The sequence below is a fragment of the Geitlerinema sp. PCC 7407 genome (assembly GCF_000317045.1).
Taxonomy (GTDB): Bacteria; Cyanobacteriota; Cyanobacteriia; order PCC-7407; family PCC-7407; genus PCC-7407.
Genome location: NC_019703.1, coordinates 275,602 through 301,926, shown reverse-complemented (window position 1 = coordinate 301,926; position 26,325 = coordinate 275,602). Strand labels below are relative to the sequence as shown.

Annotated in this window: 24 protein-coding genes; 14 read left to right on the top strand and 10 right to left on the bottom strand. The window is 60.1% G+C overall.

Annotation, left to right across the window (positions count from 1 at the left end):
- Positions 1–16 precede the first annotated feature (16 nt).
- Positions 17–457 (top strand): hypothetical protein, encoded by a 441-nt coding sequence (locus GEI7407_RS01380; RefSeq protein ID WP_015170336.1) that lies wholly within the window; start codon positions 17–19, stop codon positions 455–457.
- Here GEI7407_RS01380 and glcD read toward each other — a convergent pair.
- The 9 genes from glcD to GEI7407_RS01335 form a co-directional block, all read right to left on the bottom strand.
- Entirely contained in the window at positions 454–1,929 is a 1,476-nt protein-coding gene (gene glcD, locus GEI7407_RS01375; RefSeq protein ID WP_015170335.1) for a glycolate oxidase subunit GlcD, read from the bottom strand. The two genes, GEI7407_RS01380 and glcD, sit on opposite strands and share 4 nt — an antisense overlap.
- A gap of 156 nt (positions 1,930–2,085) precedes the next feature.
- Complete coding sequence (locus GEI7407_RS01370) at positions 2,086–2,472, bottom strand: hypothetical protein (RefSeq protein WP_041268230.1); 387 nt, start codon at positions 2,470–2,472, stop codon at positions 2,086–2,088.
- 87 nt (positions 2,473–2,559) lie between these two features.
- The gene (locus GEI7407_RS01365) at positions 2,560–4,110 is read right to left on the bottom strand and encodes a trehalase family glycosidase (RefSeq protein ID WP_015170333.1); all 1,551 of its coding nucleotides are present in this window, start codon (positions 4,108–4,110) and stop codon (positions 2,560–2,562) included.
- A 52-nt stretch (positions 4,111–4,162) separates the two neighbouring features.
- Positions 4,163–6,961, bottom strand: a complete 2,799-nt coding sequence (gene treY, locus GEI7407_RS01360) for a malto-oligosyltrehalose synthase (RefSeq protein WP_015170332.1) — start codon at positions 6,959–6,961, stop codon at positions 4,163–4,165.
- Positions 6,962–7,015: 54 nt separating this feature from the next.
- Positions 7,016–8,842, bottom strand: coding sequence for a malto-oligosyltrehalose trehalohydrolase (gene treZ, locus GEI7407_RS01355; RefSeq protein WP_015170331.1), 1,827 nt, complete (start codon positions 8,840–8,842; stop codon positions 7,016–7,018).
- Between the two features lie 381 nt (positions 8,843–9,223).
- The gene (locus GEI7407_RS01350) at positions 9,224–10,111 is read right to left on the bottom strand and encodes an ABC transporter permease (RefSeq protein WP_015170330.1); all 888 of its coding nucleotides are present in this window, start codon (positions 10,109–10,111) and stop codon (positions 9,224–9,226) included.
- A 42-nt stretch (positions 10,112–10,153) separates the two neighbouring features.
- Complete coding sequence (locus tag GEI7407_RS01345) at positions 10,154–11,173, bottom strand: daunorubicin resistance protein DrrA family ABC transporter ATP-binding protein (protein WP_015170329.1); 1,020 nt, start codon at positions 11,171–11,173, stop codon at positions 10,154–10,156.
- A gap of 112 nt (positions 11,174–11,285) precedes the next feature.
- Complete coding sequence (locus GEI7407_RS01340) at positions 11,286–12,275, bottom strand: heme o synthase (protein WP_015170328.1); 990 nt, start codon at positions 12,273–12,275, stop codon at positions 11,286–11,288.
- A 40-nt stretch (positions 12,276–12,315) separates the two neighbouring features.
- Complete coding sequence (locus GEI7407_RS01335) at positions 12,316–13,302, bottom strand: heme A synthase (RefSeq protein WP_015170327.1); 987 nt, start codon at positions 13,300–13,302, stop codon at positions 12,316–12,318.
- A gap of 783 nt (positions 13,303–14,085) precedes the next feature.
- Here GEI7407_RS01335 and GEI7407_RS01330 point away from each other — a divergent pair.
- The 6 genes from GEI7407_RS01330 to GEI7407_RS01305 all read left to right on the top strand — a co-directional run bounded on the left by GEI7407_RS01330 (position 14,086) and on the right by GEI7407_RS01305 (position 19,508).
- Entirely contained in the window at positions 14,086–15,111 is a 1,026-nt protein-coding gene (locus GEI7407_RS01330; protein WP_015170326.1) for a cytochrome c oxidase subunit II, read from the top strand.
- Positions 15,112–15,240: 129 nt separating this feature from the next.
- Positions 15,241–16,863 carry a cytochrome c oxidase subunit I gene (gene ctaD / locus GEI7407_RS01325; RefSeq protein WP_396229528.1) on the top strand — a complete coding sequence of 541 codons (1,623 nt, stop codon included), beginning with the start codon at positions 15,241–15,243 and terminating at the stop codon, positions 16,861–16,863.
- Between the two features lie 87 nt (positions 16,864–16,950).
- Positions 16,951–17,574: a heme-copper oxidase subunit III gene (locus GEI7407_RS01320; RefSeq protein WP_015170324.1), complete on the top strand. Its 624-nt coding sequence runs from the start codon at positions 16,951–16,953 to the stop codon at positions 17,572–17,574.
- Positions 17,575–17,783: 209 nt separating this feature from the next.
- Complete coding sequence (gene petE / locus GEI7407_RS01315) at positions 17,784–18,200, top strand: plastocyanin (RefSeq protein ID WP_015170323.1); 417 nt, start codon at positions 17,784–17,786, stop codon at positions 18,198–18,200.
- A gap of 161 nt (positions 18,201–18,361) precedes the next feature.
- On the top strand, positions 18,362–18,706 hold the full coding sequence (locus tag GEI7407_RS01310) for a c-type cytochrome (protein WP_015170322.1): 345 nt from the start codon (positions 18,362–18,364) through the stop codon (positions 18,704–18,706).
- Between the two features lie 103 nt (positions 18,707–18,809).
- Positions 18,810–19,508, top strand: coding sequence for a rhomboid family intramembrane serine protease (locus tag GEI7407_RS01305; RefSeq protein WP_015170321.1), 699 nt, complete (start codon positions 18,810–18,812; stop codon positions 19,506–19,508).
- A gap of 81 nt (positions 19,509–19,589) precedes the next feature.
- On the opposite strand, the gene GEI7407_RS01300 is transcribed toward GEI7407_RS01305, so the two are convergent.
- A complete protein-coding gene (locus GEI7407_RS01300; RefSeq protein WP_015170320.1) occupies positions 19,590–19,970 on the bottom strand; it encodes an MGMT family protein in 381 nt (126 codons plus the stop codon).
- A 327-nt stretch (positions 19,971–20,297) separates the two neighbouring features.
- On the opposite strand from GEI7407_RS01300, the gene GEI7407_RS01295 reads away from it, so the two are divergent.
- From GEI7407_RS01295 to pstB, 7 genes are all read left to right on the top strand, one after another.
- Positions 20,298–20,696, top strand: a complete 399-nt coding sequence (locus GEI7407_RS01295; protein ID WP_015170319.1) for a hypothetical protein — start codon at positions 20,298–20,300, stop codon at positions 20,694–20,696.
- Complete coding sequence (locus GEI7407_RS01290) at positions 20,668–21,138, top strand: hypothetical protein (RefSeq protein ID WP_015170318.1); 471 nt, start codon at positions 20,668–20,670, stop codon at positions 21,136–21,138. The genes GEI7407_RS01295 and GEI7407_RS01290 overlap by 29 nt, the downstream gene beginning before the upstream one ends.
- Positions 21,139–21,285: 147 nt before the next feature.
- Positions 21,286–21,783, top strand: a complete 498-nt coding sequence (locus tag GEI7407_RS01285) for an ureidoglycolate lyase (RefSeq protein WP_015170317.1) — start codon at positions 21,286–21,288, stop codon at positions 21,781–21,783.
- Positions 21,784–22,298: 515 nt separating this feature from the next.
- A complete protein-coding gene (gene pstS / locus GEI7407_RS01280; RefSeq protein WP_015170316.1) occupies positions 22,299–23,417 on the top strand; it encodes a phosphate ABC transporter substrate-binding protein PstS in 1,119 nt (372 codons plus the stop codon).
- A gap of 82 nt (positions 23,418–23,499) precedes the next feature.
- Positions 23,500–24,453, top strand: coding sequence for a phosphate ABC transporter permease subunit PstC (gene pstC / locus GEI7407_RS01275; protein ID WP_015170315.1), 954 nt, complete (start codon positions 23,500–23,502; stop codon positions 24,451–24,453).
- A 138-nt stretch (positions 24,454–24,591) separates the two neighbouring features.
- On the top strand, positions 24,592–25,389 hold the full coding sequence (gene pstA, locus GEI7407_RS01270; RefSeq protein ID WP_223294461.1) for a phosphate ABC transporter permease PstA: 798 nt from the start codon (positions 24,592–24,594) through the stop codon (positions 25,387–25,389).
- An 80-nt stretch (positions 25,390–25,469) separates the two neighbouring features.
- Positions 25,470–26,282 (top strand): phosphate ABC transporter ATP-binding protein PstB, encoded by an 813-nt coding sequence (gene pstB / locus GEI7407_RS01265; RefSeq protein ID WP_015170313.1) that lies wholly within the window; start codon positions 25,470–25,472, stop codon positions 26,280–26,282.
- Positions 26,283–26,325 lie beyond the last annotated feature (43 nt).

Here is a 26,325-nt window from a genome sequence, read left to right as displayed (position 1 = left end):
TCTAGATAGGCGGGCTATGCGCAGAAATCTCCGTGTGGGCTTGGTGGCCTTGGCGCTGGTGCTGGGTCCGGGAGCAGCGGCGATCGCCGCTCCCCGGGCGCCTCTGGGCCAGGTTCAGTGCGCCAGTATCCAGGGGTCACAGCGAAATAACGCCCTCTGGTACGCCTCCGTCGAGCCCAACGACACTGGCTTCACCCTGGTCCTGAGCGAAGACCTTGGCACCCACGTGTTGACCCTCAACCCTGATCTCACGGTGGCCAGTGCAGGCACCCTCGACGGCGCTCAGGTCATGACCTGGAACCTGGTCGGCTACGACGGCTCCCCCATCGAGCTGCGGCAAGACGGACAGTTCGTCGTCGATATGATGGTCAGCTCGCGATCGACCTGTCGCTTTGAGGGAAAGGCCAATTTTCTCCAGGGGGCTGAGGTTCAGCTCTTCGGCGGCGACAATCCCTAGAACTGGGCGATCGCCGGGAACGCCTTCGCCACCTCGGTACTCGCCCCCTCCCCACAGGTGCGCGGCGTCGGGAAAATCTTGGTCGGATTCGCCAACCCCTTGGGATTGAACGCGCCCCGGACCCACTGCATCGTCTCCAGATCCGCCTCGCTAAACATCTCTGGCATGTAGCAGCGCTTGTCGGCCCCGATGCCGTGCTCCCCGGAGATGCTGCCTCCCACCCGCACGCACAGCTTCAAAATCGCCCCGCCTAGGGCCTCCACCTGGGCCAGGGCGCCGGGCTCTCCGTTGTTGTACAGGATCAGCGGGTGAAGGTTGCCGTCCCCCGCGTGAAAAACATTGGCCACCCGGTAGCCGTACTGCTCCCCGAGGGCCTCGATTTCCTTCAGCACGTAGGGCAGCTTGGTGCGGGGAATCACCCCGTCTTGGACGTAGTAGTCTGGGCTCAGCTTGCCCATGGCCGCGAAGGCCGCCTTGCGGCCCTTCCAGAGGCGCAGGCGCTCCTCCGGATCTGAGGCGCTGGTGACGTTGCGAGCGCCGTTTTTGCGGCACAGCTCCTCGACCCGGCGGCTGTTGGCGTCGACTTCCACCGCCAGACCGTCTACCTCTACCAGCAAGATCGCCTCCGCGTCGCGGGGGTAGCACTGGGTGGCCACGACGTCCTCGACAGCGTTGATGCTGAAGTTGTCCATCATCTCCATGCCGCCAGGGATAATGCCTGCGCTGATGATGTCCGAGACCGCCGCTCCGGCAGCCTCCACGCTGGTGAAGTCCGCCAGCAGCACCCGAATGGTTTCAGGGGTTTTGACGATGCGCAGGGTGATCTCGGTGGCGATGCCCAGGGTCCCTTCGGAGCCGACAAACAGGCCCGTGAGGTCATAGCCGGGCATCTCGGGCACCTTGCCGCCCACCTGGACGATGTCGCCGTTGGGCAGCACGAGGGTGAGGCCGAGCACGTGGTTGGTGGTGACGCCGTACTTGAGGCAGTGGACACCGCCGGAGTTTTCGGCCACGTTGCCGCCGATGGAGCAAATAATCTGGCTGGAGGGGTCAGGCGCATAAAAGAAGCCGCGACCGCTGACGGCCTGGGTGACCCAGTTGTTGATGATGCCGGGCTGGACGACGACGCGCTGATTGTCGTAGTCGATTTCGAGGATCTGGCGCATTAGGGAAGTGACCACCAAGACGCTGTCTTCTAGGGGCAGCGCGCCCCCAGACAGGCCGGTGCCCGCGCCCCGAGTGACAAAGGGAATCCCTTCGCGATCGCACACTTTGAGAATCTCGGACACCTGCTCGGTGGTGCGGGGCAGCACGGCTAGGGCGGGACGCTGACGATAGCTGGTCAGGCCGTCACACTCGTAGGTCAACAGCTCTTCTCGCCGCTGAATGACGCCCCGCTTGCCCACGATGGCCTCAAATTGCTGGATGACCGGTCGCCAATCGCGCGATCGCCCGTTTTGTTGCTCTAGCATTTATCCCCCTTTGCCACGGCGCAGTGCTCACCTGGCCTTGATCCTACCGCGTCTCTCCGATCGCGTTTGCCCTGGGGCAAACACGCCAAACGCCGGTCCGACTAGGGCCGGCGTCTTTAATTGGCTCAGAATGCTTTCACCTAGAGGCCCAAAAGCCTAGGGCGCAGGGGCCGGAGCCGCAGGAGTCGCGGGACCCATCAGCACGGGATTGTTGGGCTGACGCTGGAGCAGCAGCATTTCCCGACGCTTCCGGAACTGCTCCGCCTCACTGCTGACGTTTTGCCGCTGCTCGGCGGCGACTTCATTGATATCGCGGCTGCCCATGCTGGCCTGGTGCACCAGATCCCAGACGCTGGACGCATCCCCTTGACCCGAGAAGGGGTCACTGCTGGCGTCTTGGGGTCTGAGGTCCTGGAGGGGATCGACGGTGCCGCTGGGATTGGCGATCGCCCGTCCCGAGAGCAGGGTCAGGCCTGCGCCCACGGCCAGAGCGCCGAGGAGCAGATGGGTCATGGGTGTGGCAGCAAAAGATTGAGTAGCCATGGCAGGGGTCCGCAAAACGTCACTCTCTCACGATTGTATGCAAGACGCGGGAAACAGGAGATTGCTCCCCAATTCTTTGGGATTTGTTTAGGGGTCAGCGTCTTTGAGCAGGGCCAGCAGTTCGAGAATCACGCCGTTGGTCCAGCCAAAGCCAATTTCGTTGGTGCTGTAGCCGAAGTGAATCTCCTCTGAGACTTTTGAGGAGCAGTTTTCGACGTCGTACTTCTCTAAGAGGGTGTTGGTGCGCTCGAACTCCTGGAGCACCAGGGCGAGGAACTTGCGGCCAATGCGATCGCCCTCCACCCGGTAGCCGTAGCGCCGCAGCCCCTGAACCGCCATCAGGTGGAGCGGTGCCCAGCCAAAGGGGGCGTCCCACTGGTTGCCGGTGACGTGGGTGCTGGTGAGCAAGCCGCCGGGGGCCTCGAACTTGCTGAGGTTTTCGACGACGCGGCGAGCCTGGGTTTCAGACGCAATTCCCGCCCACAGGGGATAAAAGGTCGTGGCGTACTCGTAGTGGCGGCGCTGGTCGGTGCGGAAGTTGTAGTCAAAATACAGCCCCCGCTCCTCGTCCCAGAGAAACTGATCGATCAGCTGTACGCGGCTCTGGGCGCGATCGCGCCAGTAGGCCGCCGACTCCTCGTGGCCCAAAATCGCCCGAATTTCCCCCAGATCCTGCTCCATTTGGTAGAGCAGCACATTCAGGCACACCGGCGCATAGTGAATGATGTCCACGCTAAAGGGGCCAAAGCGGTGGGTTGGATCAAGGCCCGACTCGCGCATGGAGCGATCGCCCTTGTAAAACAGGTCCGTCAGCGTATCGGTCTGGGCATCGTAGTAGAGGCTCACGTCGTAGGCCTCCACCCGGAAGGTGCGATAAAACTCCCGCACGCGATCGTAGTGGGTGCGCCCCTGATCGTCCTGCTCCGAGGCCACTACCTCCGGCGCTGGCCCCTCTCCAAAGTCGTAGTAGCGCGAGAGGCCTGTGCACTGGTTGAGGTGGGGCGGCACCATCCAGTAGTAGTAATAGGTCTCCAGGATATGCAGGATCGACTCCAGCCACGCCTTGTCCTGGCTGTGCTCAAACATGGCCAGCACCATGCGCGTGATAAAAGGCGGCTGCGATCGCGTCAGGAGATAGGTCCGATTGGCGTTGAGAATCGTGCCGTAGTGGTCGATCTCGTAAAGCAGCTGATCCACCAAGTTTTGGGCCAGATCGTACTCTCCGTCCCGCAGCAGCCCCAGCTGGATGAAATAGCTGTCCCAGCCGTACATCTCATTGAAGCGGCCCCCCGGCACCACGTAGGACTTGGGCAGGTACAGCAGGCCGTGGGGATCGATCTGCTCCAGCTCCGACGGCAGCACCCGAATCTCGATTTGGGCGTATTCGTGGGGGCTGATCGCGCGCCGGATCGCGCCGTCCACCTGGGTACAGTCTTCTTTGGGGGAAATATACACCGGCCACGGCGAGCCGGGCAGGTGGTCGATCTTGGAGTCGCGGGCCGCCTCCAGGATGTGGCTGTGGTCCCGCGAGAGGGTCTGCCAGGTGCGCTTGATATAGGTGCGCATCATCGCAATGCGATCGGGCGCAAAGTCTAGGTCCAGCGTACTGGAGCGAATGTCAGGGGTTTCTAAAACCATAAATCTTTGATTCGTCAAAACTTCAGGGCGGTGGGGTTTTGATTGGGCCGCCTCAGGCCTCCGCACCCACCAGCAGGGCCACCGGAAACTGTCGCAGGGCATCGGCGATCGCCAGGGTGCCCGAACCGGCGATCGCCTCCTGGGTCAGCGCATTTTTCCAGGTGCGCGGGAAGCCCTCCGGCAAGACAAGGTGGGTGTCCTGCCACACCGTCTCCGCCAGGGGATCACAGTCTGGCGGCACCAGCTCCGTCACAAAGCGCGGCACCACGGCGATCGCGCACTGGTCTCCCAGCCGGCGCCCAAAAGCCACCACATTGGGCGATCGCGCCCCCGCCACCGCCAGCGGCACATAGCTCCCATCCTGAAACAGGGCCGACCACTGCTGCCGAGCTTGCAGCACCTGGTGCACCAAAAACAGCTTGATCCGGCCATCCCAGCGCTGGGCCAGCAGCGTCTCCAGCAGCCCCGGCAGGTCTTTCTTCACCGCCGTCTTCAGGTCCCGCAACAGCTCCAGGCGCTGCTCAAAGTCCACCGGGCGACGATTGTCCGGATCTACCAAGCTCAGATCCCACAGCTCCGTCCCCTGATAAAAGTCCGGCACCCCCGGCATCGTCGCCTTCAGCAGCACCTGAGACAGGCTGTTGAACAGGCCATAAAAAGACACCATCTGCTGAAATTCTCGCAAATCTTGCAGAAACGCGTTGTCCGGCGTCGGGTCCAAAATCTGGTCAATGAACTGCAAAAAGCCCGCTTCATAGTCACTGTCGGGCCGCAGCCACGCCGTGTGAACCTTCGCCTCCCGCACCGCCTTGATCACGTAGTCCTTGATGCGCTGCACAAAGGCCGGATACTCCGCCTCCATCAGGGGATAGGCCCCCACCAGGGTCTGGTACAGGAAATATTCGTCATTGTCGTCGGGGGCCGCTAGGCCGCTGACGTAGCCCTTGTGGGCTCGGTTGAGCTCGCTCCAGGCAGTCACTACCGCCTCCCAGCGATCGGGGATTTCCGAGAGCACGTTCAGGCGCGATCGCACGTCCTCGCTGCGCTTGGTGTCGTGGGTCGAAGACGCCGTCATCGCGTGGGGCCAGGTTTCCTGGCGCTGCTGATTGAAGGCGTGAAACACCCTCAGATCAAAGCCAAAGCAGTCGGGCGCGCCCCCCACCTCATTGAGGGAAACAAACCGGTTGTAAACATAGAAAAACGTATCCTCGATCCCCTTGGCCATCAGCGGCCCCGAGAACTGCTGGATCTTCAGGGCAAAGCGCAGCCAATCTTTCTTTTCGTCCTCGCCCAGGGACTCGTCATACTCCAGCAGCAGCAGCCGCTCGATCAGGTTCAGCTCGTTGACCAGCTGGGGAATTTCTCGGCGGGCCTGACCCATCACGTCCTGGACATAGGCGCGATCGCGATCGCTCACCCCCGCCTCCGTGATGTAGGTGCGATAGATCGGAAACAGCACCAGCACCTCCGAGATCGCCCGCTTCAGGCCATTGAGCGTGAAGTCGCGCCCCGACCGGTGCCGCCCCGCAATCCGCTTCAGCAGGCGGGCCAGATTGTCCACGTCCCCCGCCAGGTTTTTCTCCGCGATCAGGCGCTTCTTCTCGATCACGAGCTGGTGATAGGGCGCCGTGAAATCATTAAAGCGGGCGTAGATGGCGCTAAAGCGGTCCTGGTGGGCTGGCTGACAAAACAGTGTATTGAGATAAATCAGGGCGTCATAGCCCGACGTCCCCTGGATCGGCCAGTCCTGCGGCAGGGCTTCATCGGTCTCCAGAATTTTCTCGACCAGAATATAGGTGTCTCCCACCGCCTCCCGCAGGCGCTGGAGGTACTGGGCCGGGTCGTACAGGCCGTCCACGTGGTCGATGCGCAGCCCCGTAAAGCGGCCCTGGGCCACCAAGTCAGTGATCAGCTCGTGGGTCCGCTGAAACACCTTGCGATCCTCGACCCGCATCGAGATCAGCTCATTCACCGTAAAGAAGCGGCGGTAGTTTAGCTCCTCAGCGCCCACCTTCCAGAAGGCCAAGCGAAACCACTGATCGTTCAGTAGCTCATCAAGCAAATCGAAGCTTTCTGGCTTGCCCGGCTCTCCGTTGAAAATCTGGATATTTTTGTCAATAAACGCCTTGATCTCGGGATTATCGCGGTACAGCTCCCAGAGAATGCCTTTGACAAAGGCTGACTGGTCCCGATGCTGGCGACCGGAGGTTTCGGTGGCGAGGCTGCGCAGCAGGTAGAGGACCCCCAGCAGCTTGATAAAGTCGGGGTGCTGCCGCCCCAGAGCCCGGTTTAGGCGACCCAGATCGTGCTTAATGAAGCTGCTGTAGGACTCCATGCGCAGGGGAATGCGCAGGCTGTAGTAGTTGACCGTCAGGCCCGCTTCATCGTAGGAGAGCTGGATTTCTCCCCGCTCCAGGCACTGGCCGTAGAAGTCTCCCAGCATGGGCGCAAGGACCTTGCCCTTGATGTCGTCGTAGGGGTGCTCCCACTCGATGTCAAAGAACTCCAGAAACTCCGAGTCCGGGCCGTTGGCCAGGACGTCCATCAGCATGGCGTTGCGGCTGTCGTAGGCCATGTGGTTGGGCACGATGTCCTGGAGCCAGCCCAGCCGGTGCTGCTGGGCGGTGCGCAGGAGCTGCTCAAAGGCCAGGGACGAGCCCAGTTCGGGGTTGATCTGGTTGGGGTCGACGACGTCGTAGCCGTGGGTGCTGCCGGAGCGCGCCGCAAAAATCGGCGAGGCGTAAAGGTCGGAGATTCCCAGCTCAGCCAGGTAGGGCAAGATTTTTTCGGCGTCGGCGAAGCCAAAGGCGGGGTTGAACTGAAGGCGGTAGGTGGCGGTGGGGATACGCATAGGGGGAGAGGTGGAGGAGGGCTCAGTCAGCGAGGCGATCGCGGCGATCGCCCCTTAGAAGCGGCGTTCGTAGAGCACCAGGCTCTGGGCGGGCAAGGTCAGGGTTTCGCCCGCGGGGGTGAGCTTTTCGGGAGCGGTGGCCCCGGCGCCCTGCCATTGCGGCTCCGCAGAGTCGAGGATTTTTTCCCAGGTGCCCTGGGGCGGGCGATCGCCCACGGTCTGGGGCTGGAGGCTGTAGTTGAAGGCGGCCCACAGGTGGTTTTCTGCCGCCGATCGCTGCAAAATCAGCAGCTTTGAGTCATCGTGGCCGATCGCCTGGAGGTTTTGACGGGTCAGGGTGCGCAGGGCTGGGCGCGATCGCCGCAGCGCCAGCAGCGCCTGATAGAAGCTCAGCAGCACCTGGTGTTTGCCGCTCTGGCGCAGCTCCCAGTTCAGGGTCGATCGCTCAAAGGTTTCGCGGCTAAAAGGATCGGGCGCTTCGCCCTCAGCGTGAAAATCGGCGAATTCCTCTCGGCGGCCCTGGCGCACCGCTTCGACGAGATCGGCGTCCGTATGGCTAATGAAGTACAAAAAGGGCGCTTCTTCGCCGTACTCTTCGCCCATAAACAGCAGCGGAATGTAGGGAGAAAGCAGCACCGTCGCCGCCGCCAGCTTCAGACCGTCAAAGCTCGTGAGTACCGAGAGGCGCTCTCCCAGCATCCGGTTGCCGATCTGGTCATGGTTGCGGCTGGAAACGACGAACTGCACAGGCGGGCGATCGCGGGCGTCGCTGCCGTGGTAGCGCTGGCGAAAGGGCGAGTAGCGCCACGAATACACAAAGCTCTCCTCCATCGCCGTTGCCAGCTGCTCACACCGGCCAAAGTCGGCGTAGTAGCCAGTTTTTTCGTCGGTCAACACCGTCCGCAGGGCGTGGTGAAAGTCATCGCTCCACTGGGCATCCAGGCCGTAGCCCCCCAGGTCTCGGGGCCGAATCACCCGCACATCATTCAGGTCGCTCTCGGCGATCAGGTAGCGGGGGCGGCCTTCGGCCTGGGACAGCAGCGCGGTCGCCTCGGCCAGCTCCTGGAGAAAGTGCTTGGCCCCAAAGTCGTAAATGGCGTGGATGGCGTCCAGGCGCAGGGCGTCGATGTGGTAGTCCCGCAGCCAGTGCAGGGCATTTTGAATAAAAAAGTTGCGCACGCCGTCGCTGTGGGCGTGGTCAAAGTTGATGGCGCTCCCCCAGGGAGTGCGGTACTGCTCGGTGAAGTAGGGACCGAACTCCGCGGTGTAGTTGCCTTCGGGGCCGAAGTGGTTGTAGACCACGTCCAGTACCACCGCGAGACCCGCTTGGTGGCAGGCATCCACGAGTTTTTTGAGGCCTTCGGGGCCGCCGTAGGAGGTCTGGACCGCGTAGGGGTAGACGCCGTCGTAGCCCCAGTTGCGATCGCCCGGAAACTGGGCCACGGGCATCAGCTCGATCGCCGTCATCCCCAAGGCCTTGAGGTCGGCCAGGCGGGGCACGATGGCCTCGAAGGTGCCCTCCGAGGAAAAGGTGCCGACGTGCAGCTCATAGATCACGTAGTCCGCCAGGGGCAGGCCCTGCCAGTCGCGATCGCCCCACCGGTAGGCGCTGTGGTCCACCACCGCTGAGGAGCCGTGGACATCCTCTGGCTGAAAGTGGGAGGCCGGATCAGGGCGCAGCTCACCGCCATCGATTCGGTAGCCGTAGCGGGTGTCCGGCGGTGTGGTCACCACTGCGCGCCAATAGCCGCGATCGCCCTTCGTCAGGGGGATCGTCTGGGGCTCCGGCGCCAAAATTTCGAGGGAAACCGACTGTTTGTCGGGGGCCCACACCGTAAACTCACAGCGATCGCTGCCTAGATACGCCGCACCAACTCGCATAAAAATCTTTGCTCAGCCACATCAGAGTCCTCCCCCGAGTGTGCCGTGGGCGGTGGGCTGCCAGCATCTATCCCCAGAGGAGACTCCCCCAGCCCGCAAGGCAGAGCTTGGAGCCGCTTCCCGAGGCGATCGCCCCTATCCAGCACAAAAGCCGCCCTCACAGAGCGGCTTCTTCAAAAAACCTGGACACTTTGCAGCAATTCGTCAGCTCAGTAGTGCCCTCACCCCTTTGATTCCCCTCTCCCAGGTTTGGGAGAAAAGAATTTTAGCCCCCCTTCTCCCAGATTTGAGATAGAGAAAAAGGATTTCAGCCCCCCTTCTCCCAGGCTTGGGAGAAGGGGCCGGGGGATGAGGGAAACTCTTTAACCGCCCAGACAGCCCCTAAGACAGCGTCCGCTTCAGCAGCGGCTGAATCATCACCAGCGCCACCGACGCAAAGGCCAGCAGCACCAGCATCGACGCCCCCAAAGTCACCGACCCAAAGGGCGCCTGCATCACCACGCTGGCAAAGGACCAGTCAGGATGCAGATACAGGTAGCGAATCGGCTCAATGGCATAGCTGAGGGGATTGAGGGACGCCACCCACTGCAACCACGTCGGCATGAATGCCAGGGGCGCCAGGGCCGTGCTCGCAAACAGCAGCGGCAAATTCACCACGAAGATCACCGCAATCAGCTCGATGTGCCCCGGCAGCGCGAAGGCCAGACCCAGGCTCAGGCCCGTCACCCCCAGCACCAGCAGCAGGACCACCAGGGCCACCAGACCCAGACCCGCCACGTTGGGCAAGCCTGCGCCCATCACCGCCGCCGCTGCCACGATCACCGCCGTCTGCAAAAAGCTCATGGCCGTGATGTAGATCGCCGACGCCAGCACGATCGAAAACCGCGACGCCAGGGGCGCCACCAGCAGCCGATTGAGAAAGCCAAACTCCCGGTCAAACATCACCGGCAGGCCCGCATTCAGCGCTCCGGCAAAGGCCGTAAACACGATGACCCCGGCCCCCAGAAACTGCCCGTAGTTCTGGCTCTCGCCAAACAGGCCCTGGGGCGCATTCTGAAACAAAGCCCCGAATAAAATCAGCCACATCAGGGGCTGAATGATCCCAGCCACCAGGGTGGAAGGACGCCGCTGAAGCTGGATAAACAGACGCCGCGTCAGGGCCGCTGTCTCCTGGACTAGCGCCGAGGAGAAAAAGCCGGGAGCCGAGCCTGCGAGGGCCTCGACCCCGCGATCGGCGGCAGGTTGGAACGGAGTTGCGCTATTGCTCATAGGATTTTTCTTGACAACAGGTTGTCGGGATAGGGATCGCCCCTATCGCATGTTTTGCTTGCGCTCTTTCTTGGGATCGCGGGCGCTGGCAGCGGCCAGTTCCGCGTCCATCAGCGTGCGGCCCGTCGCCGCCAGGTAAACATCGTCCAGGCTCGGGCGCGACTGGGCGATCCCGAAGGTGGGCAGGCCCGCCTCCCGCAGCGCCTGCTGCACCGCCGTCAGCGCGTCGCCCTGGGAGGACACCACCAGGTTTAGGGAGTTGCCCTGGGCCGCGTTGACGATCACTTCCTGAACGCAGGAAAGCTTTTCGAGGAGCTGCTTGGCAGCCTCGGCCTCCGCCATGGGAGAAAATTCACGCAGGCGCAGGGTGATGCGATCGCCCCCGACCCGGTCCTTGAGCTCCGACGGGGTGCCGCTGGCAATCACCATCCCCTGATCAATGATCGCCACGCGATCGGCCAGGGCGTCTACTTCTTCTAAGTAGTGGCTGGTGATCAGCACCGTCGTGCCGCCGTCGCGCAGCTGCCGCAGAAAATTCCACACCGCCACCCGGCTCTCGATATCTAGGCCCACCGTCGGCTCATCGAGCACCAGCACATCCGGCTGATGGAGCAGACCCGCCGCCAGGTCTAGGCGTTTTTTCAGGCCGCCGGAGTAGGTTCCCGTCCGCTGGTCTGCCCGATCCTCTAGGCCCAGCAGCTGCAAAAACTGATTGATGCGTTCCTTGGCCACGGCCTTGGGCAGGTGATAGAGCGCCGCTTGCAGCTCCAGCAGCTCGCGACCGGTCAGCACCTTGTCGAGGGCCACTTCTTGGGCCACGTAGCCCAGCCGCTGCCGCGCCACCTTGGGCTGGGCGATCGCCGAAATTCCCGAGACCTCGATGCGCCCCGCATCTGGCGTTGTCAGGGTACACAGGCAGCGGATCGTCGTGGTTTTGCCAGCACCGTTGGGACCGAGCAGTCCAAAGATGGTGCCCGGCTCCACCTGAAGCGAAACATCTTTAACCGCTTCGACGCTGCCGTAGCGCTTTTGCAGGTTTTCAATCAAAACGGCGGGAGCCATGCTTGTCTCAATGCCTTTTCTAGACAACCTGAATCCAAAAGGAAAGAACAGGCGTTGTAACGCCCTCTTCATATTCTATGAGGTTTGTCACCCAGGCCCCGCACCGTCGAGTCTAGATTCCAGCCAGCATCGGGATCGCGCTCAGCAAGGCGCTCCACTGGTAGGCAAACTGCTGGGTCAGCGGCTGAAACACCGGCAGGCTGTCCACCACCAGGGCCGCGCTCAGCAGCATCAGGTAAAAAATAGAGAACTTGAAGAGCGATCGCGCCAGGGTGCGATTGCTCGAATCTTGCCACAGCGCCCAGGCTTTTTGGATGAACACGGCTCCCAGCAGGAAGGCCGCCCCGGTGTACACCACCCCCGCCACCTGAAGCGGAAAGGCCAGCAGCAGCGTCACGGGCAGCAGCAGCAGGGTGTACAGCCAAATTTGCCAGCTGGTGGTCTGTTCACCCTCGACTACCGGCAGCATCGGCACCCCGACCTTGGCGTAGTCATCGCGAATCATCATGGCCAGCGCCCAGAAGTGGGGCGGCGTCCAGACAAACACGATGGCAAACAGGACCCAGGCAGGCCAGCCCAGATCGTTGGTGACCGCCGCCCAGCCCACCAGGGGCGGGATCGCGCCCGCTGCCCCGCCGATCACGATGTTTTGGGTGCTGTGGCGCTTGAGCCAGTGGGTGTAGACCAAAACGTAGAAGACGATACCGGCCATAGCCAGCAGGGCGCTGAGCAGGTTGGCGCCCAGGGTCAGCAGGGTGAAGGAAAACACCGCCAGCCCGATCGCAAACACCAAGGCATCGCGGGGCTGCACTCGCCCGGAAGGCAAGGGCCGGTGGCGCGTGCGCTCCATGACGTAGTCGATGTCGCGATCGTAGAGACAGTTGATGGTGTTGGCGGAGGCGGAGGCCGTCGCGCCCCCGATGAGGGTGATCAGCAGCAGCTGGGGATCGACCGAGCCTTTGGCGGCCAGCCACATTCCGGCAGCGGTGGTGATCAGCAGTAGCAAAATAATCCGGGGCTTGGTGAGCTGATAGTAGCTTTGGAGCACTTGCAGCAAGTTGGCGTGATGGCGAGGCGCACGCGTGAGAAAGGTTTCTTGCATGTTCTTTTGGGTATGAATTTTCGAGGGTGCCGGATCCTGGCTAGGATTGGGCGTTGGCAGGATTGGCCCCAGACAGCAGGGCAGCATCGGCGGGGATCGGATCGTCGGAGACGCGATCGCGCCAGCCCAGTACCGTGATGCCCACCAGGGATCCGAGCAGCAGCGCTCCCACGCTTTGGTGAGCGACGGTGAGGGGCTCGACTTGCAGGTGGAGGTAGAGGGTGCCGAGGCCCAGGAGCAGCTGCAGGCCTAGACAGCCGCCTGCGAGCAAGGCCCAGCGCCGCAGGACAGGATGAAGAGCGGGGGTGCGCCAGGCGATCGCCACGACGGCCAAGGTTGCCAGGGTCGGCGGCACCACGCCCACGAGGTGGCTGTACAGCACGGTGCACAGGCCCGACTGGCTCAGGCATTGGTGGGCGGCCCATTGCGATCCCACCAGGGCGCCCAGCAAGCTCTGGACGTAGACCAAGACGGCGGCCAGCAGGCTCACCCAGGGCAGGTTGCCAGCGGTTCCCACGCCCTGGTGGGGCGTGAGCATAGCCCACATCACCAGCAGCGTGACAAAGAACAGGAGGGCAGTGCCCAGGTGGGCCGTCACGATGTCAAAGCGCAGCATCTCGGTGACGGTCAGGCCGCCCAGGACGCCCTGAAAGACGATCAGGCCGAGGGCCAGCCCAGAGGCTTTGGGGACCCAGGTGGGCAGGTGGCGACGCTGCCAGAGAGAGAACCCAACCAGGGTAATGGCCGAAAGGCCCAAGAAGGCTGCATCGAGACGGTGGAACCATTCGAGGAATACTTGCAGGTTCATCTGCTGGCCGGGAAAGAGGGTGCCGTAGCACAGGGGCCAGTCGGGGCAGGCCAAGCCTGCATTCATGACGCGGGTTGCGCTCCCAATGGCCATGAGGATCAAGGTTGCGATCGCCATTCGCCCCACTAGACGACGGATTTGGCGAATCGCAGCGTCTCCTTCGGCGATCGCGTCCCCGACCTGGGGCACCGACTCTGGGCGGAGAACAAAATGGGTCATGGGCTTTCACCTCAAGATGCGCTAGGGCAGACACAGTTCAGCGACTCCACGTCCCTTGCTCACAAGCCCCCGGTGGGCCAGGAATGCAGCAGTCGTCAACGGGCTGGGACTGCAAAGGCAAGGGCGGATTCCAGATGATTCCGATGAATAAAGTTCGCAAATGAGTGAGTAATGACTCTCAGCAATATCTTGAGAGTCTCTAGCTACCACTCTAATGAGCCTGCTTCTGAATGGTTCAGTCTTTAGAGATTTTTTGGATTGTTTTCAGATTTTTTAATCAAAAACTGTTGTTACAGAAAACATTAAATTTTCATAAACAGTTACATAAAAGCGATCGCCTTGAACCAAGACGCTGAGAGCGATCGCCCTTTTCGATCAGATCCCAAAGAAATTCCTAAAAAACATTTGAAATCCCAGACAGATCCGTGCGAATTCAGGAGGTCTGTTCTACCGTGGTAGGTGAGCTTTTTCTAGGCTCCCAGGACCTTGCAGAACGCATGATTTTTGAGAATTCACTGGCCTAGTCTTTCAAGAATGCTGGTGAATTTTTCAGCGATCGCCCCCGCAGCGGTTTCAGGGCGAGAGGTCCTGCAACGGTTTTTCTGGCGCTCTCTAGACGATGTCCGCCACCCTCGCAAAGCGCGACTCTAGGCGTTTTGGACAGGGCGGGCGATCGCTGCTGGGGGCTTTGAGAATAGTCAATCGGCCCATTCTGCGAGCCTTTTGTAGGCTTTTGGGGCGATCGATGGCCTCTCCCAACGTTTCTGTGTTTAGCAGGCAGCCGTGAAAATTCCAAGCAACATCACAACGCTCATTGCCGGCATCTTGCTCACCTTGGTGAGCCTCTGGTTTGGCCAAAACCATGGCCTCCTTCCCGTTGCCGCCACCGAAGACGCCGTCCGCATCGACGGCCTCTTCAACGCGATGATGACCGTCTCTGTCGGCCTCTTTTTGCTGGTCCAAGGCGTCATCGTCGTCGCCGCCATCCGGTTTCGTCGCCGCCCCGGAGACACCACCGACGGCCCGCCCATCGAGGGCAACATTCCGCTAGAAATCCTCTGGACGGCGATTCCGGCGGTGATCGTGCTGGTGATTTCGATCTACAGCTTCGATGTCTACAAGGACATGGGGGGCTTCGATCCGGAGGCGGGCTCCGATCACCACGGGGTGCGCGTGGAGCAAACCACGGCCAAAAAGTCGATGCCCGGCGCGGCGATCGCCGCCACGCTGTCTGACGAGAGCAGCCTCCCCGCCACCCACCATCACGATGGGATGCCCGTGGCCGCTGGCGTCGGCGCGCCGCCCGAGATGGAGACCCAGCCCGCAGACCTGACGGTGGATGTCACCGGCATTCAGTATGCGTGGCTGTTTAACTACCCCGGCACCAACATCACCGCCGGAGAGCTCCACGTGCCGGTGGGCAAAGAAGTCAAGCTGCGGATCATGGCCAATGATGTGCTGCACGCATTCTGGGTGCCCGAGTTTCGTCTCAAGCAAGACGCCATTCCCGGTCGCCAAACGGAGCTGCGCTTTGTGGCCACTCGCGTTGGGGACTATCCGCTGATCTGCGCAGAGCTGTGCGGCCCCTACCACGGCGCCATGAAGTCTCGGGTGTTTGTGGATTCGGTCGAGGACTATGAGGCGTGGGTCCAGGCCCAGCTACCGGCCCCGGATGCCCAGACTGCGGCGGCCTTCGTGCCAGCGGGCGATCGCACTCCCGATGAGTTCTTAGCGCCCTACGTCGAAGCCATGGGCATCGATTCTGAGGCGATCGCCCAGATGCACGCCCATCACCACTCCGCTTCCTAAATCATCTTCGTTTTCTCAGCGGCGCGTCTCCCTCTGGCGCTCCGCCCTCTTGTCCGACCTGCTGCGAGAGCCTCCATGACACAAGCCTCCGTCACCAACAGTCCCAATCCCGCCGCAGACACCCCCCAAATGGGCCATCTGCGCAAGTGGACGGACTACTTCACCTTCAGCACCGATCACAAAGTCATCGGGATTCAGTACCTCGTCACGTCGTTCATCTTCTATCTCATTGGGGGCGTCTTCGCCACCGCCATGCGCACCGAGCTGGCGACCCCCAACCCAGACTTTGTCAGCCCCGAAACCTATAACAACCTGCTCACCCTCCACGGCACGATCATGATCTTCCTGTGGATCGTGCCAGCGGGGGCAGCCTTCGGTAACTACCTGATTCCGCTGATGATCGGAGCGCGGGACATGGCGTTTCCGCGCCTCAACACCGTCGCTTTCTGGATGATTCCCCCGGCGGGGATCCTGCTGGCCCTGAGCCTACTGCTAGAGGCACCCCAGGCGGGCTGGACGTCCTATCCTCCCCTGAGCGTGATGTCCGGCCAGGTGGGCGAAGGCATCTGGATCATGAGCGTGCTGGTGCTGGGAACCTCGTCGATTTTGGGGGCGATCAACTTTTTCGTCACCATCATCAAGATGCGGGTGCCCAGCATGAGCATCAACCAGATGCCGCTGTTTTGCTGGTCTATGCTGGCGGCTTCGGGGCTGATCTTGATCGGGACGCCGGTTTTGGCCGGGGCGCTGATTCTGCTGGCCTTTGATCTGCTGGCGGGGACGGCGTTTTTCAACCCGACGGGGGGCGGCGATCCGGTGGTGTACCAGCACATGTTCTGGTTCTACTCCCACCCGGCGGTGTACATCATGATTTTGCCCTTCTTTGGGGCGATGTCAGAGATCCTGCCGGTCCACTCTCGCAAGCCGATTTTTGGCTACCGGGCGATCGCCTATTCCAGCATCGCCATTAGCTTTTTGGGCCTGATCGTCTGGGCGCACCACATGTTCACCAGCGGCACCCCCGCCTGGCTGCGCATGTTTTTCATGATCACGACCATGATCATCGCTGTCCCCACCGGCATCAAAATCTTTGGCTGGCTGGCCACGCTCTGGGGCGGCAAGCTGGACCTAAACAGTTCTTTGCTCTTTGCCCTGGGCTTCCTGTCGACCTTTGTGATCGGCGGTATCACGGGCGTGATGCTGGCCTCGGTGCCCTTTGATATTCACGTGCACGACACCTACTTTGTGGTGGCCCACCTGCACTATGTGCTGTTTGGGGGCAGCGTGTTTGGCCTCTTTGCGGCGATTTATCACTGGTATCCGAAGATGACGGGCCGGATGATGAATGAATTTTGGGGCCGCGTGCACTTCGCGATGACGCTGATCGGGATGAACGTGACGTTTATGCCGATGCATGAGCTGGGCCTGCTGGGCATGAATCGCCGGGTGGCGCTCTACGATGTGGAGTTCGAGCCGCTGAACCTGATCTGCACCATTGGCGCCTATCTCCTGGCGGCCTCGACGATTCCTTTCTTGATCAATGCGGTGTGGAGCGCCTTTAAGGGGCGGATCGCGGGGGACAACCCCTGGCGGGCTCTGACCCTGGAGTGGCAAACGACTTCGCCGCCCGAGGTGGAGAATTTTGAGACGCTGCCGGTGCTGGTTTACGGTCCCTATGACTACGGGACGGGTCACCGCGAACCCGCCGGCCAGGTTCCCCCGGAGGATTCGCCCCTTTCGGCGGCGTCCTAGGGGGCAAGGGGCGATCGCAATTCATGAATTGCGATCGCCCCCGTTGCGGTTCACCAATGCTTTTGATGACGCTATCGGCACAGCACTATGCAAGGTTCAACTGTTGATCCCTCTTCAGCGGATCTCAACTATTCCCACGAAGCCGCCGTCGACCACCACGCCGAACATCCCGACTTTCGGATCTTTGGCCTGATTGTGTTCCTGGTGGCGGAGGGCATGATTTTCCTGGGTCTTTTTGCGGCCTACTTGACCTTCAAGCTGGTCTCGCCAAACTGGCCCCCCGAAGGTACCCCCGACCCGGAGCTGCTGATCCCCGGCATCAACACGATCATTCTGATTTCCAGCAGCTTCGTGATCCACGCCGCAGACGGCGCCATCAAGAGAGATGATGTCGGGAAGATGCGGCTGTGGTTTGGCTTGACGGCGCTGATGGGGATTGTCTTCTTGGCCGGTCAGATCTATGAGTACAGCAACCTCGAGTTTGGCCTCAAAACCAATCTCTACGCGAGCACGTTCTATGTGCTGACGGGTTTTCACGGGCTTCACGTGTTTGTGGGGCTGCTGGCGATCTTGGCGGTGCTGTGGCGATCGCGCAAACCAGGGCACTACGGCAGCCAGTCCCACTTTGGCGTAGAAGCTGCTGAAATTTACTGGCACTTCGTCGATGTCGTGTGGATTGTTCTGTTTTTGCTGCTTTACTTGCTAATTTGAGGCTTTTTGGGGCTTTAGGCACCAGCTTTTTGCTTCTGGCTCGCACAAGCTCAGTTTCACGGCTTCAGCCTGCGATCGCGCGATCGCAGGCTTTTTTGCTGCCCTGACCAGAAGCAGGGGGCGATCGCCGCTCAGACGGGGAACGCGACGAATCTTGGTAAGATCGGAACGGAGAATTTAAAGCTGTCCTTAGATCTCCGGAGAAAAACATGAAATTTCTAAATTCCATCGTGCGGAGCCTCGGTCTCGCGCTGTCGGTGGTTGCTATCGTCGCAGGAACCTTCTTCCTCGCCGCAGCCCCCGCTTCTGCTGAAACCTACACCATCAAAATGGGCGCCGACAACGGCATGCTGGCTTTCGAGCCCGCTAATGTCACCGTGAAGTCTGGCGACGTGGTCCAGTGGGTCAACAACAAGCTGCCTCCCCACAACATCGTGTTCGACGCAGCCAACGTTCCCACCAAGAGCGCTGACCTCGCCAAGGAACTGTCCCACCCCCAGCTCCTCTACACCGCTGGTGAAGAGGTGAAGCTCGAAATCAAAGATCTGCCCGCAGGCACCTACACCTACTACTGCCAGCCCCACCGTGGCGCAGGCATGGTCGGCAAGATCACCGTTGAAGGCTAAGCTCGTCTGAATTTCAGACTGCGGTCGAAGCACTTTTAACCATTGGTCTCCTCCGAAGCGGCTCAGCGACGATCCGTGGGGATGTTGAGAAGAAATCGTAAGATTTTCCCAGCAACCTTCCCGCAACCGCTGTTGTTCCCTTCGGAGGAGATTTTTGTTGCATGGTCAGAAAGCTAGGGCTGTGGCTGGGGGCGATCGCCCTCGGAGGGCTGCTCTTTTGTCAGGCAGCCTGGGCAGAGTCCACAAGAGAAGGGGCAGCACTCTTTCAGGCCAACTGCCGCATGTGCCACAGCCAAGGGCGCAACCTCATCGTGCCGGAGAAAAACCTTCAGCAGAAGACTTTGGAGCGCTTCGCCATGAACTCCCAAGGGGCGATCGCTCGCCAAGTGAAGTACGGCAAAAACGTCATGCCGGCCTTTGGCGAGTCCCTCAGCGATGAGCAAATCGCGGCGATCGCCGACTACGTCCTGGATCAAGCAGCCCAGGGCTGGCCATCGGCGGCTTAAACTCAGGGCCGCTTTTCTCCGCAGCAACCCCTACCTTGAGCTAGAAGACATCGTTAGAAAAAACACAGTATTCTCCTGAATAAACCAGGATTTCGCCAAAACTGTGGTTCCTCTACGCGACAACAACCCAACGCAGACGACGGCTTACATTACCTACGCCCTCATCGTTCTCAACGTTGTCATCTTTCTATTTGAAATTAGCCTGACCCCGCCCCAGCTCAACGCGTTTTTGCAAGAGTGGGCCGTTGTGCCGCGAGAGCTGACCTCCAGCTTTGTGAATGGCACGCCTGCCGGTGAGTGGATCACGCTTTTTACGTCCCAGTTTCTCCACGCTGGATTTTTGCACCTGGGCGGCAACATGCTGTTTCTGTGGATCTTCGGCAACAACGTCGAGGACAAACTGGGCCACGTGCGCTTCATTCTCTTTTATTTGCTCTGCGGCGCGCTGGCGGCTCTAGCCCAGTGGTTCTTTGCCCAGCAGTCGCCGATTCCGTCTTTGGGCGCGAGTGGGGCGATCGCGGGCGTGATGGGCGCCTACATCTTGCGCTTTCCCCGCGCAGAAGTGCTGACACTGCTGCCCCTGGGCATCATTATTACGACGGTGCGCTTGCCAGCGGTGCTGTTTTTGGGGTTTTGGTTTATCCAGCAGGCCTTCAATGGAACCGTCAGCCTGAATGTCCAGACAGATGTGGGCATGAGCGGCGGCGTCGCCTACTGGGCTCACGCGGGGGGCTTTGTTTTTGGGGCGGTGCTAGGTCCGCTGTTTGGTCTGTTCTCGGACAAAACCCGCAGCGATTTCTAGATTGCAAACCCAGATTTCAGGCTGGTCGTCGCTCCCTGGTTCGGGAGCGATTTTTTTGTGCTCTGCCGGGTTGCTGCTAGCCTAGGCGTCTTCGCCCCAGGAATTGTCTACCGGGAAATCGGGCCGCCACTGATAGCGCTGAAGAGAAATTTTGTCGTTGTCATCAAAAATGATGCCCTCGTCCTCAAGGAGCGCTCGCTGGACATAGTCGCTTCCTTCGCGCAGGACGGAATGGGAAATTTCGCCTTTGGCATTGATGACGCGCTGCCAGGGCACGTCCGAGTCTTTGGGCACTCGAAACAGGGCGTAGCCAACCAGGCGCGCTTTGCCCGCGAGGTTGGCGATCGCCGCAATCTGGCCATAGGTGGCGACTTGACCGGGCGGGATCTGCCGCACCACATCATAAATCGCCTCATAGAGCGATCGCTGGGGCTGGGAGTCAGGGAAGTTCGGGCCGGTCATGGTAGGGCGGGCGCCGTCTTGAGGGACTGCCAAAATTTTCGCGGACTTTTGGCCCTAGGAGAGCGATCGTCCGGTCAAAGATAACTTATGTCAATATAAATAGTACTATTGTACCATAATAGGTTTACAATCAAATCGTTAGGGTTGCACAGCGTTCCAGGAAGCATCGCCTAGGCGATCGCTTCCTGGTTTTCCGAGCGGGGTGTGCCCTGGATTTTGCTGGCTGCCAAGACTGGTTACCACAGGTCTTTGGGGGCTGATTTTTGCTGGCCTTGGGGCGATCGCGGCTCTCTCATCTTTTCAATCTATGCATCGAGGAAAACCACCATGACTCATCCCAGACCGCGCCGACGGCGGTCTCGCCGTCTTGAGTTACCCGGGCTGCTCACCGGCGGCTCGATTTTGGCTGCGTTGGGCCTGTTTTTGGGTCTGCAAAACGCCTTTCAGCTAGAGCAGCGCCATCAGCAATGTCAGGAAGTGGTCCAGCCCAAGGCGGTCCTTTCGCGCAGGCAGCTTGCCCAGTTGCTGACCATCCCCGAGCGAGACCTCAAGGAAAAGGTGCGGGCTGTGGTCAAGGAGCCCTACTGCCGGCTGCCAGCGCTGCAGGTGCGATCGGGCATTGTGGCGGAGCGGGAGGCGTACCCGCTCGAGTTTGATCCCAAAACGTGGATTGTCGTCCTGTATGAGGAGAACGAGTATGCGGGGTATCAATTCAGTTTTCGCTAGGGTGCTATTTGGGGCGGCGATCGCCAGCAGTTTTCTGTGGGTCAACCGCACGCTGTCCCAGCAGCGTCAGGCGAGCGTCCCTCGCACGGTGCAGATTTCTCAGCAGTGGGAGCTCCAGCCCGGCGATGAGGTCGAGGGCTACCGGGTCACAGGCGGTCTGGGCGATATCTCAGTGGACCTCGACGGCAAGTGGGTGCGCGCGCCGTTTTCGGGTACGGCCTACGCCTACAACCGCGAGTGTCTACTGTTTTCTAGCGCTGAGGTACCGGCCTATTTGTTTCGGTTTTGCGGCCTAAAGCGGGTGCGCCTCGGCGATCGCAAGGCCGGGGATGCCCTGGGCACTGGGGAACAGCTGCATTTTGCAGCGCTGCGCAAGCAGCCCGACGGCACCTGGGCCATGATCGAGCCCGCCAAGCAGGTGCTGGAGCGATCGCTCCCATGAGGGTTCTCAATAGCAGGGCGCCAGATAGGCTAGGGGCGATCGCCGATCTGAATCGCCGATCTGAGCGACTGAGGCGCGTTTTTCAGCCGCAAAAGCGCGACTTGCTAAAGTGAAAGGGTCAGCTTTACTCGCTTGAGGGATTGAGCTATGACTGCTTCTGCTAGCGTGCGATCGCTGGTTCCCCAGTCCATCACCGCCGCAGCCTTTGAGCCCTACGGCCAAGTCCTCTGGCCCAGCGAAGACGGCGCACCCTACGGCCCTGGCGATGCCCAGCTCGAGCTCTCCGCTGGCATTCCCCGCTTTTATCTAATGCGCCTGCCCTCTCCCGGCCTGCAGTTTCACACCATCACCCGCCACCAGCGCTGCACCCAGTGTCTGGGCTCCCTCGCTGACAAAGACTGGCTCATGGCCGTTGCCCCGCCTAGCGCTGATCCCCATCCCGATCTCGAGGCGATCGCCGCGTTTCACATCCCTGGCAACTGCTTCATCAAGCTCCATGTCGGCACCTGGCACGCTGGCCCCTACTTCAGCCACGACTTCGTCGACTTCTACAACCTCGAACTCAGCGACACCAACCTCACCGACCACGACACCTGGGATCTCCAGCACCAGGACCAGATGCACTTCCAGTTCATCCTCTCTTAGGCGATCGCCCCTAGCCCCACATCTATCTCCCGCTAGGTGGCAACAATTTTGGCCTTTCGTATCCTGCGATATAGTCAACCCTCTCAAGCCCAGGAGAGAATTGTAAATCTGGCTACAGCAGCAGCCAGACTTCAGGTCAACCATTAGGACATTGCCCGAGAGCAGCATCGTCCTTTCCGTCCGCACCTTTGAGAAGTTGCCTGTTATTTATTTGCAGTTTGGGGAACCCTAGACTCAGACCTTCTTTGAAGCAGGGTCCAAGCAGGTGCGCCCCCTGGCAACTTCGGTATAATGCTTCAATCAATAAAATTTTTAGACTTATTTGTCCGGTTGCCTACTCCTGATATCACTCTGAGCTAGCGCACCAACCTTAGCAGCCAGAACCAGAAACGCCTCCTCGAACAGGTCACCCGCTATCCTGGATTGGGGAGGTTTGTTAACCTCGTCTTTACGATGAGGTTCTATTGTTCTATACGTTTACGCGTAACGCTGCTAGTAATTTTTTCCCTAGGACGATGCTCTCCAAATTAGCTTCCCTTACCTCGACCCGCTTGGTCGCAATTTCTGCGATCGCGCTCACGGTCGGTCTTTCCGCTTGCCAGAACACCGCCAACGCTCCCAGCGGTACCACCGGTGGGGAGGCCTCTCCCGCTGCCCAATCCGGCAGCAACCTCCAAGCTCGCCTTAGCGGCGCTGGCGCAACCTTCCCCGCTCCCCTCTATCAGCGGTGGTTCGCCGAGTACAACAAAACCAACCCCGGCGTGCAGATCAGCTACCAGTCCGTGGGTAGCGGTGCCGGTGTCAAACAATTTATCGCCCAAACCGTCGACTTTGGCGCTAGCGATGCACCTCTGACCGACGAAGAGAAATCTCAGATCCCCGCCGAAAAAGGCGCCATGCAGGTTCCCATGGTGGGAGGCGCTGTGGTGTTTGCCTACAACCTACCGGGTGTTGACGACCTGAAGCTGTCCCGCGAAGCCTACTGCGGTATTGTGCAGGGCGAAATCACCAAGTGGAACGATCCCAAGATTGCAGCCGAAAACGCCGGCGCAACCTTGCCCGATCGCGACATTTCCTTCATTCACCGCTCCGACGGCAGCGGCACCACCTTCATCTTCACCAACCACATCGACGAAGCCTGCCCCAACTGGAGCGCTGGCTCTGGTAAATCCATCGAGTGGCCCGTAGGCATCGGTGGCAAAGGCAACGAAGGTGTCACTGCTCAGGTGAAGCAAGTTGAGGGCGCCATCGGCTATGTTGAATATGCCTATGCAAACGAGAACGATCTCAGCATGGCATCCCTGCAAAACAAAGCAGGCCAGTTCGTAGCACCCACTCCAGGCGCTGCGGCCAAGGCAACCGAAGGGGCTGAAATTCCCGCAGACTTTGCGCTGCTGATTCCCGACCCGACGGGCCAAGACGCTTATCCTATCATTGGTTTGACCTGGCTCTTGCTGTACGAGAAGTACGATGATCCAGCCAAGGCTCAAGCGCTCAAGGAAATGATCCAGTGGGCGCTGGGTGATGGTAAGCAATATGCTGAGCAGCTGGGCTATGCGCCCCTGTCTCCGGAGCTCGCTACTAAGGTCACGGCGGCTCTTGAGAAAGTTCAGGTTGCTCAAGCTGCGAAATAACGGCATTATGGCTGGGCTTGTCTCTCAAGCAGAGCGAGCCCAGCCCTCTGCTGAAATGTCTTTCATTCGGTAAACAGTCGCTATGACGTCCCTCTCTGAGGATCCAGTCCAGAGCATTCAGCCTCGCTCAGCGCGATCGCGTGCGGTCGACATCAGCTTCAAGTGGATTACCCGCCTCCTGGCCTTCACCGTGGCGGGTGTTCTCATTTGGATTGCCCTGGTCGTCGCCAAAGATGCTCTACCCGCTATCCGTGAGTTCGGCCTTCAGTTTGCTTTTAGCAGCGCCTGGGATCCGGTCAACGATCGCTACGGCGCTTGGCCTTATATCTACGGGACCATCGTCAGCGCCATTCTCGCGCTGCTCTTGGCGCTGCCCATCGGGATCGGCGTAGCCCTGTTTTTGAGTGAAGACTATCTGCCCCCAAAGATTCAGCGCATTTTTGTCTTTTTAATTGAGCTGCTGGCAGCGATCCCCAGTGTAGTGTACGGCCTGTGGGGCATTTTCGTCCTAATTCCCCTGATGCGGGAATTGGGCTTGTTTCTCCACGAGCACCTCGGCTGGATTCCGCTATTTAGCACGGCTCCGTCTGGCCCTGGAATGCACGTGGCCGGGGTAATTTTGGCGATTATGATTCTGCCTATCATTTCAGCGATCTCTCGGGACGCGCTGATCTCCGTTCCGCCGGAGCTGCGTCAGGCCTCGATGGGTCTGGGCGCAACCCGCTGGGAAACGATTTTCAAGGTGATTTTGCCAGCGGCGTCTTCGGGGATTGTCGGCGGCACGATGCTGGCGCTGGGTCGCGCTTTGGGTGAAACCATGGCGGTCACGATGGTGATTGGTAACGCGAGCCGGGTCTCTGCGTCGATTTTCGAGCCGTCTTCGACCATTGCGGCCCTGTTGGCCAATCAGTTTGCCGAGGCGGGGGGACTTCAGGTTTCTGCGCTGATGTACGCGGCACTGGTGCTTTTTGGGCTAACGCTGGTGGTCAATATTTTGGCCGAGCTGCTGGTCCGCCGGGTCAGCCAAAAGCTTTAGAGCGCTGCTGTGTGATGTGATAGGGAATCAAGATCTGTGGTTAATCCATTAAATTCTCCAACTGCTGAAGACCCAAGAGCCTTGGCGGCGGCGCTCAAGCGAAATCCTACGGCTCCGCGCACTCTGTTTTCTATGGCGATGAGTGTGTTGACTATGGTGTTTATGGGGATTGCGCTGTTGCCGCTGGTGGCGGTGCTGTCCTATGTTCTGATCAAGGGCGGGAGCCGCCTGGGTCTGGCTCTGTTTACGGAGCTTCCGCCGCCGCCGCTGGTGGATGGTGGGGGCTTTGGCAATGCGATCGTCGGGACGCTGTTGACGGTGGCCCTAGGAGCGGCGATTAGTATTCCGATTGGCATTTTGGCGGCGGTGTATCTGTCAGAGTTTGCGCGGGATACGGCGATCGCCAACTGGATTAATTTCTTTACGAATGTTTTGAGCGGGGTGCCTTCGATCGTGGTGGGGGTCTTCGCCTACAGTACGGTGGTGCTGACGACGGGGACGTTTTCGGCGATCGCGGGGGGCATTGCCCTAGCGGTGCTGATGCTGCCCATCGTCGTCCGGACCACCGAAGAGGCATTAGAGTCCATTCCCGGCGAAGTGCGCCAAGCGTCGGTGGGATTGGGAGCTACCGATTTTCAGACGACAATGGGAGTCGTGCTGCCAGCGGCGGTGCCCTCCATCGTGACGGGGGTCATGCTGGCGATCGCCCGGGCCGCCGGAGAAACCGCTCCCCTGATCTTTACAGCCCTATTTAGCCAGTACTGGCTAAATGGCATCATGCAGCCAACGCCTACCCTATCGGTTTTGGTTTACAACTTCGCCATTACCCCCTATGAAAATCAGCAGGAACTCGCTTGGGCCGGTTCACTGATTTTGGTTGCATTGATTTTCATCACCAGCATTCTTTCGCGTTTTGTGACGCGACAGCGCGCCTAGTTGAGGCTTTGCTCCACGGCGCTTTGATTGCTCGACGACCTTTGCAAGCCCTTCAACTCGCACACAGACCATTGCTGTATATGACTTCCTTCAACCAGATATCTGCACCGGTTCAAACTGAAGCTGTTTTGAAGGCTGAGCACGTCTCAGTTCACTACGGCAGCTTTCTCGCGCTGCGGGAAGTGTCCATCGAGATTCCCAAAAACCGTGTAACCGCCTTTATTGGGCCTTCTGGATGCGGCAAAAGCACGCTGCTGCGCTGCTTCAACCGCCTCAATGACTTGATCAAGACCTTTAGCATCAAAGGCCGGATCACCTACCATCATCAGGATCTGTACGCTGCGGACATTGACCCGGTGGCCGTGCGGCGACGCATTGGTATGGTATTCCAAAAGCCCAATCCCTTCCCGAAGTCGATCTACGACAACATTGCCTTTGGACCGCGGCTGATTGGCTTTAAGGGCGATCTAGACGAGCTGGTCGAGCAGTCCCTGCGCCGGGCGGCCCTCTGGGACGAGGTCAAAGACAAACTCAAAGACAGCGGCTTGGCGCTGTCGGGGGGTCAGCAGCAGCGTCTGTGCATTGCGCGGGCGATCGCCGTTCAGCCCGACGTCATCCTGATGGACGAGCCCTGCTCCGCCCTAGACCCCATCTCGACCCTGCGGATCGAAGACCTGCTTCACGAGCTCAAAGAGGACTACACCATCGTCATCGTGACCCACAACATGCAGCAGGCATCGCGGGTCTCGGACATGACCGCCTTCTTCAACACCGAGGTCAACGAAAAAGGCAACCGCTCCGGTCAGCTCGTCGAATTCGATCGCACCGAAATCATCTTCCAGAGCCCCCGCGAACAGGCCACCCAGGAATACGTCAGCGGTCGTTTTGGCTAAGGCTTGCAGTCCCTGCTCCTTAAGCCTCTATCCTGCTTCTGAT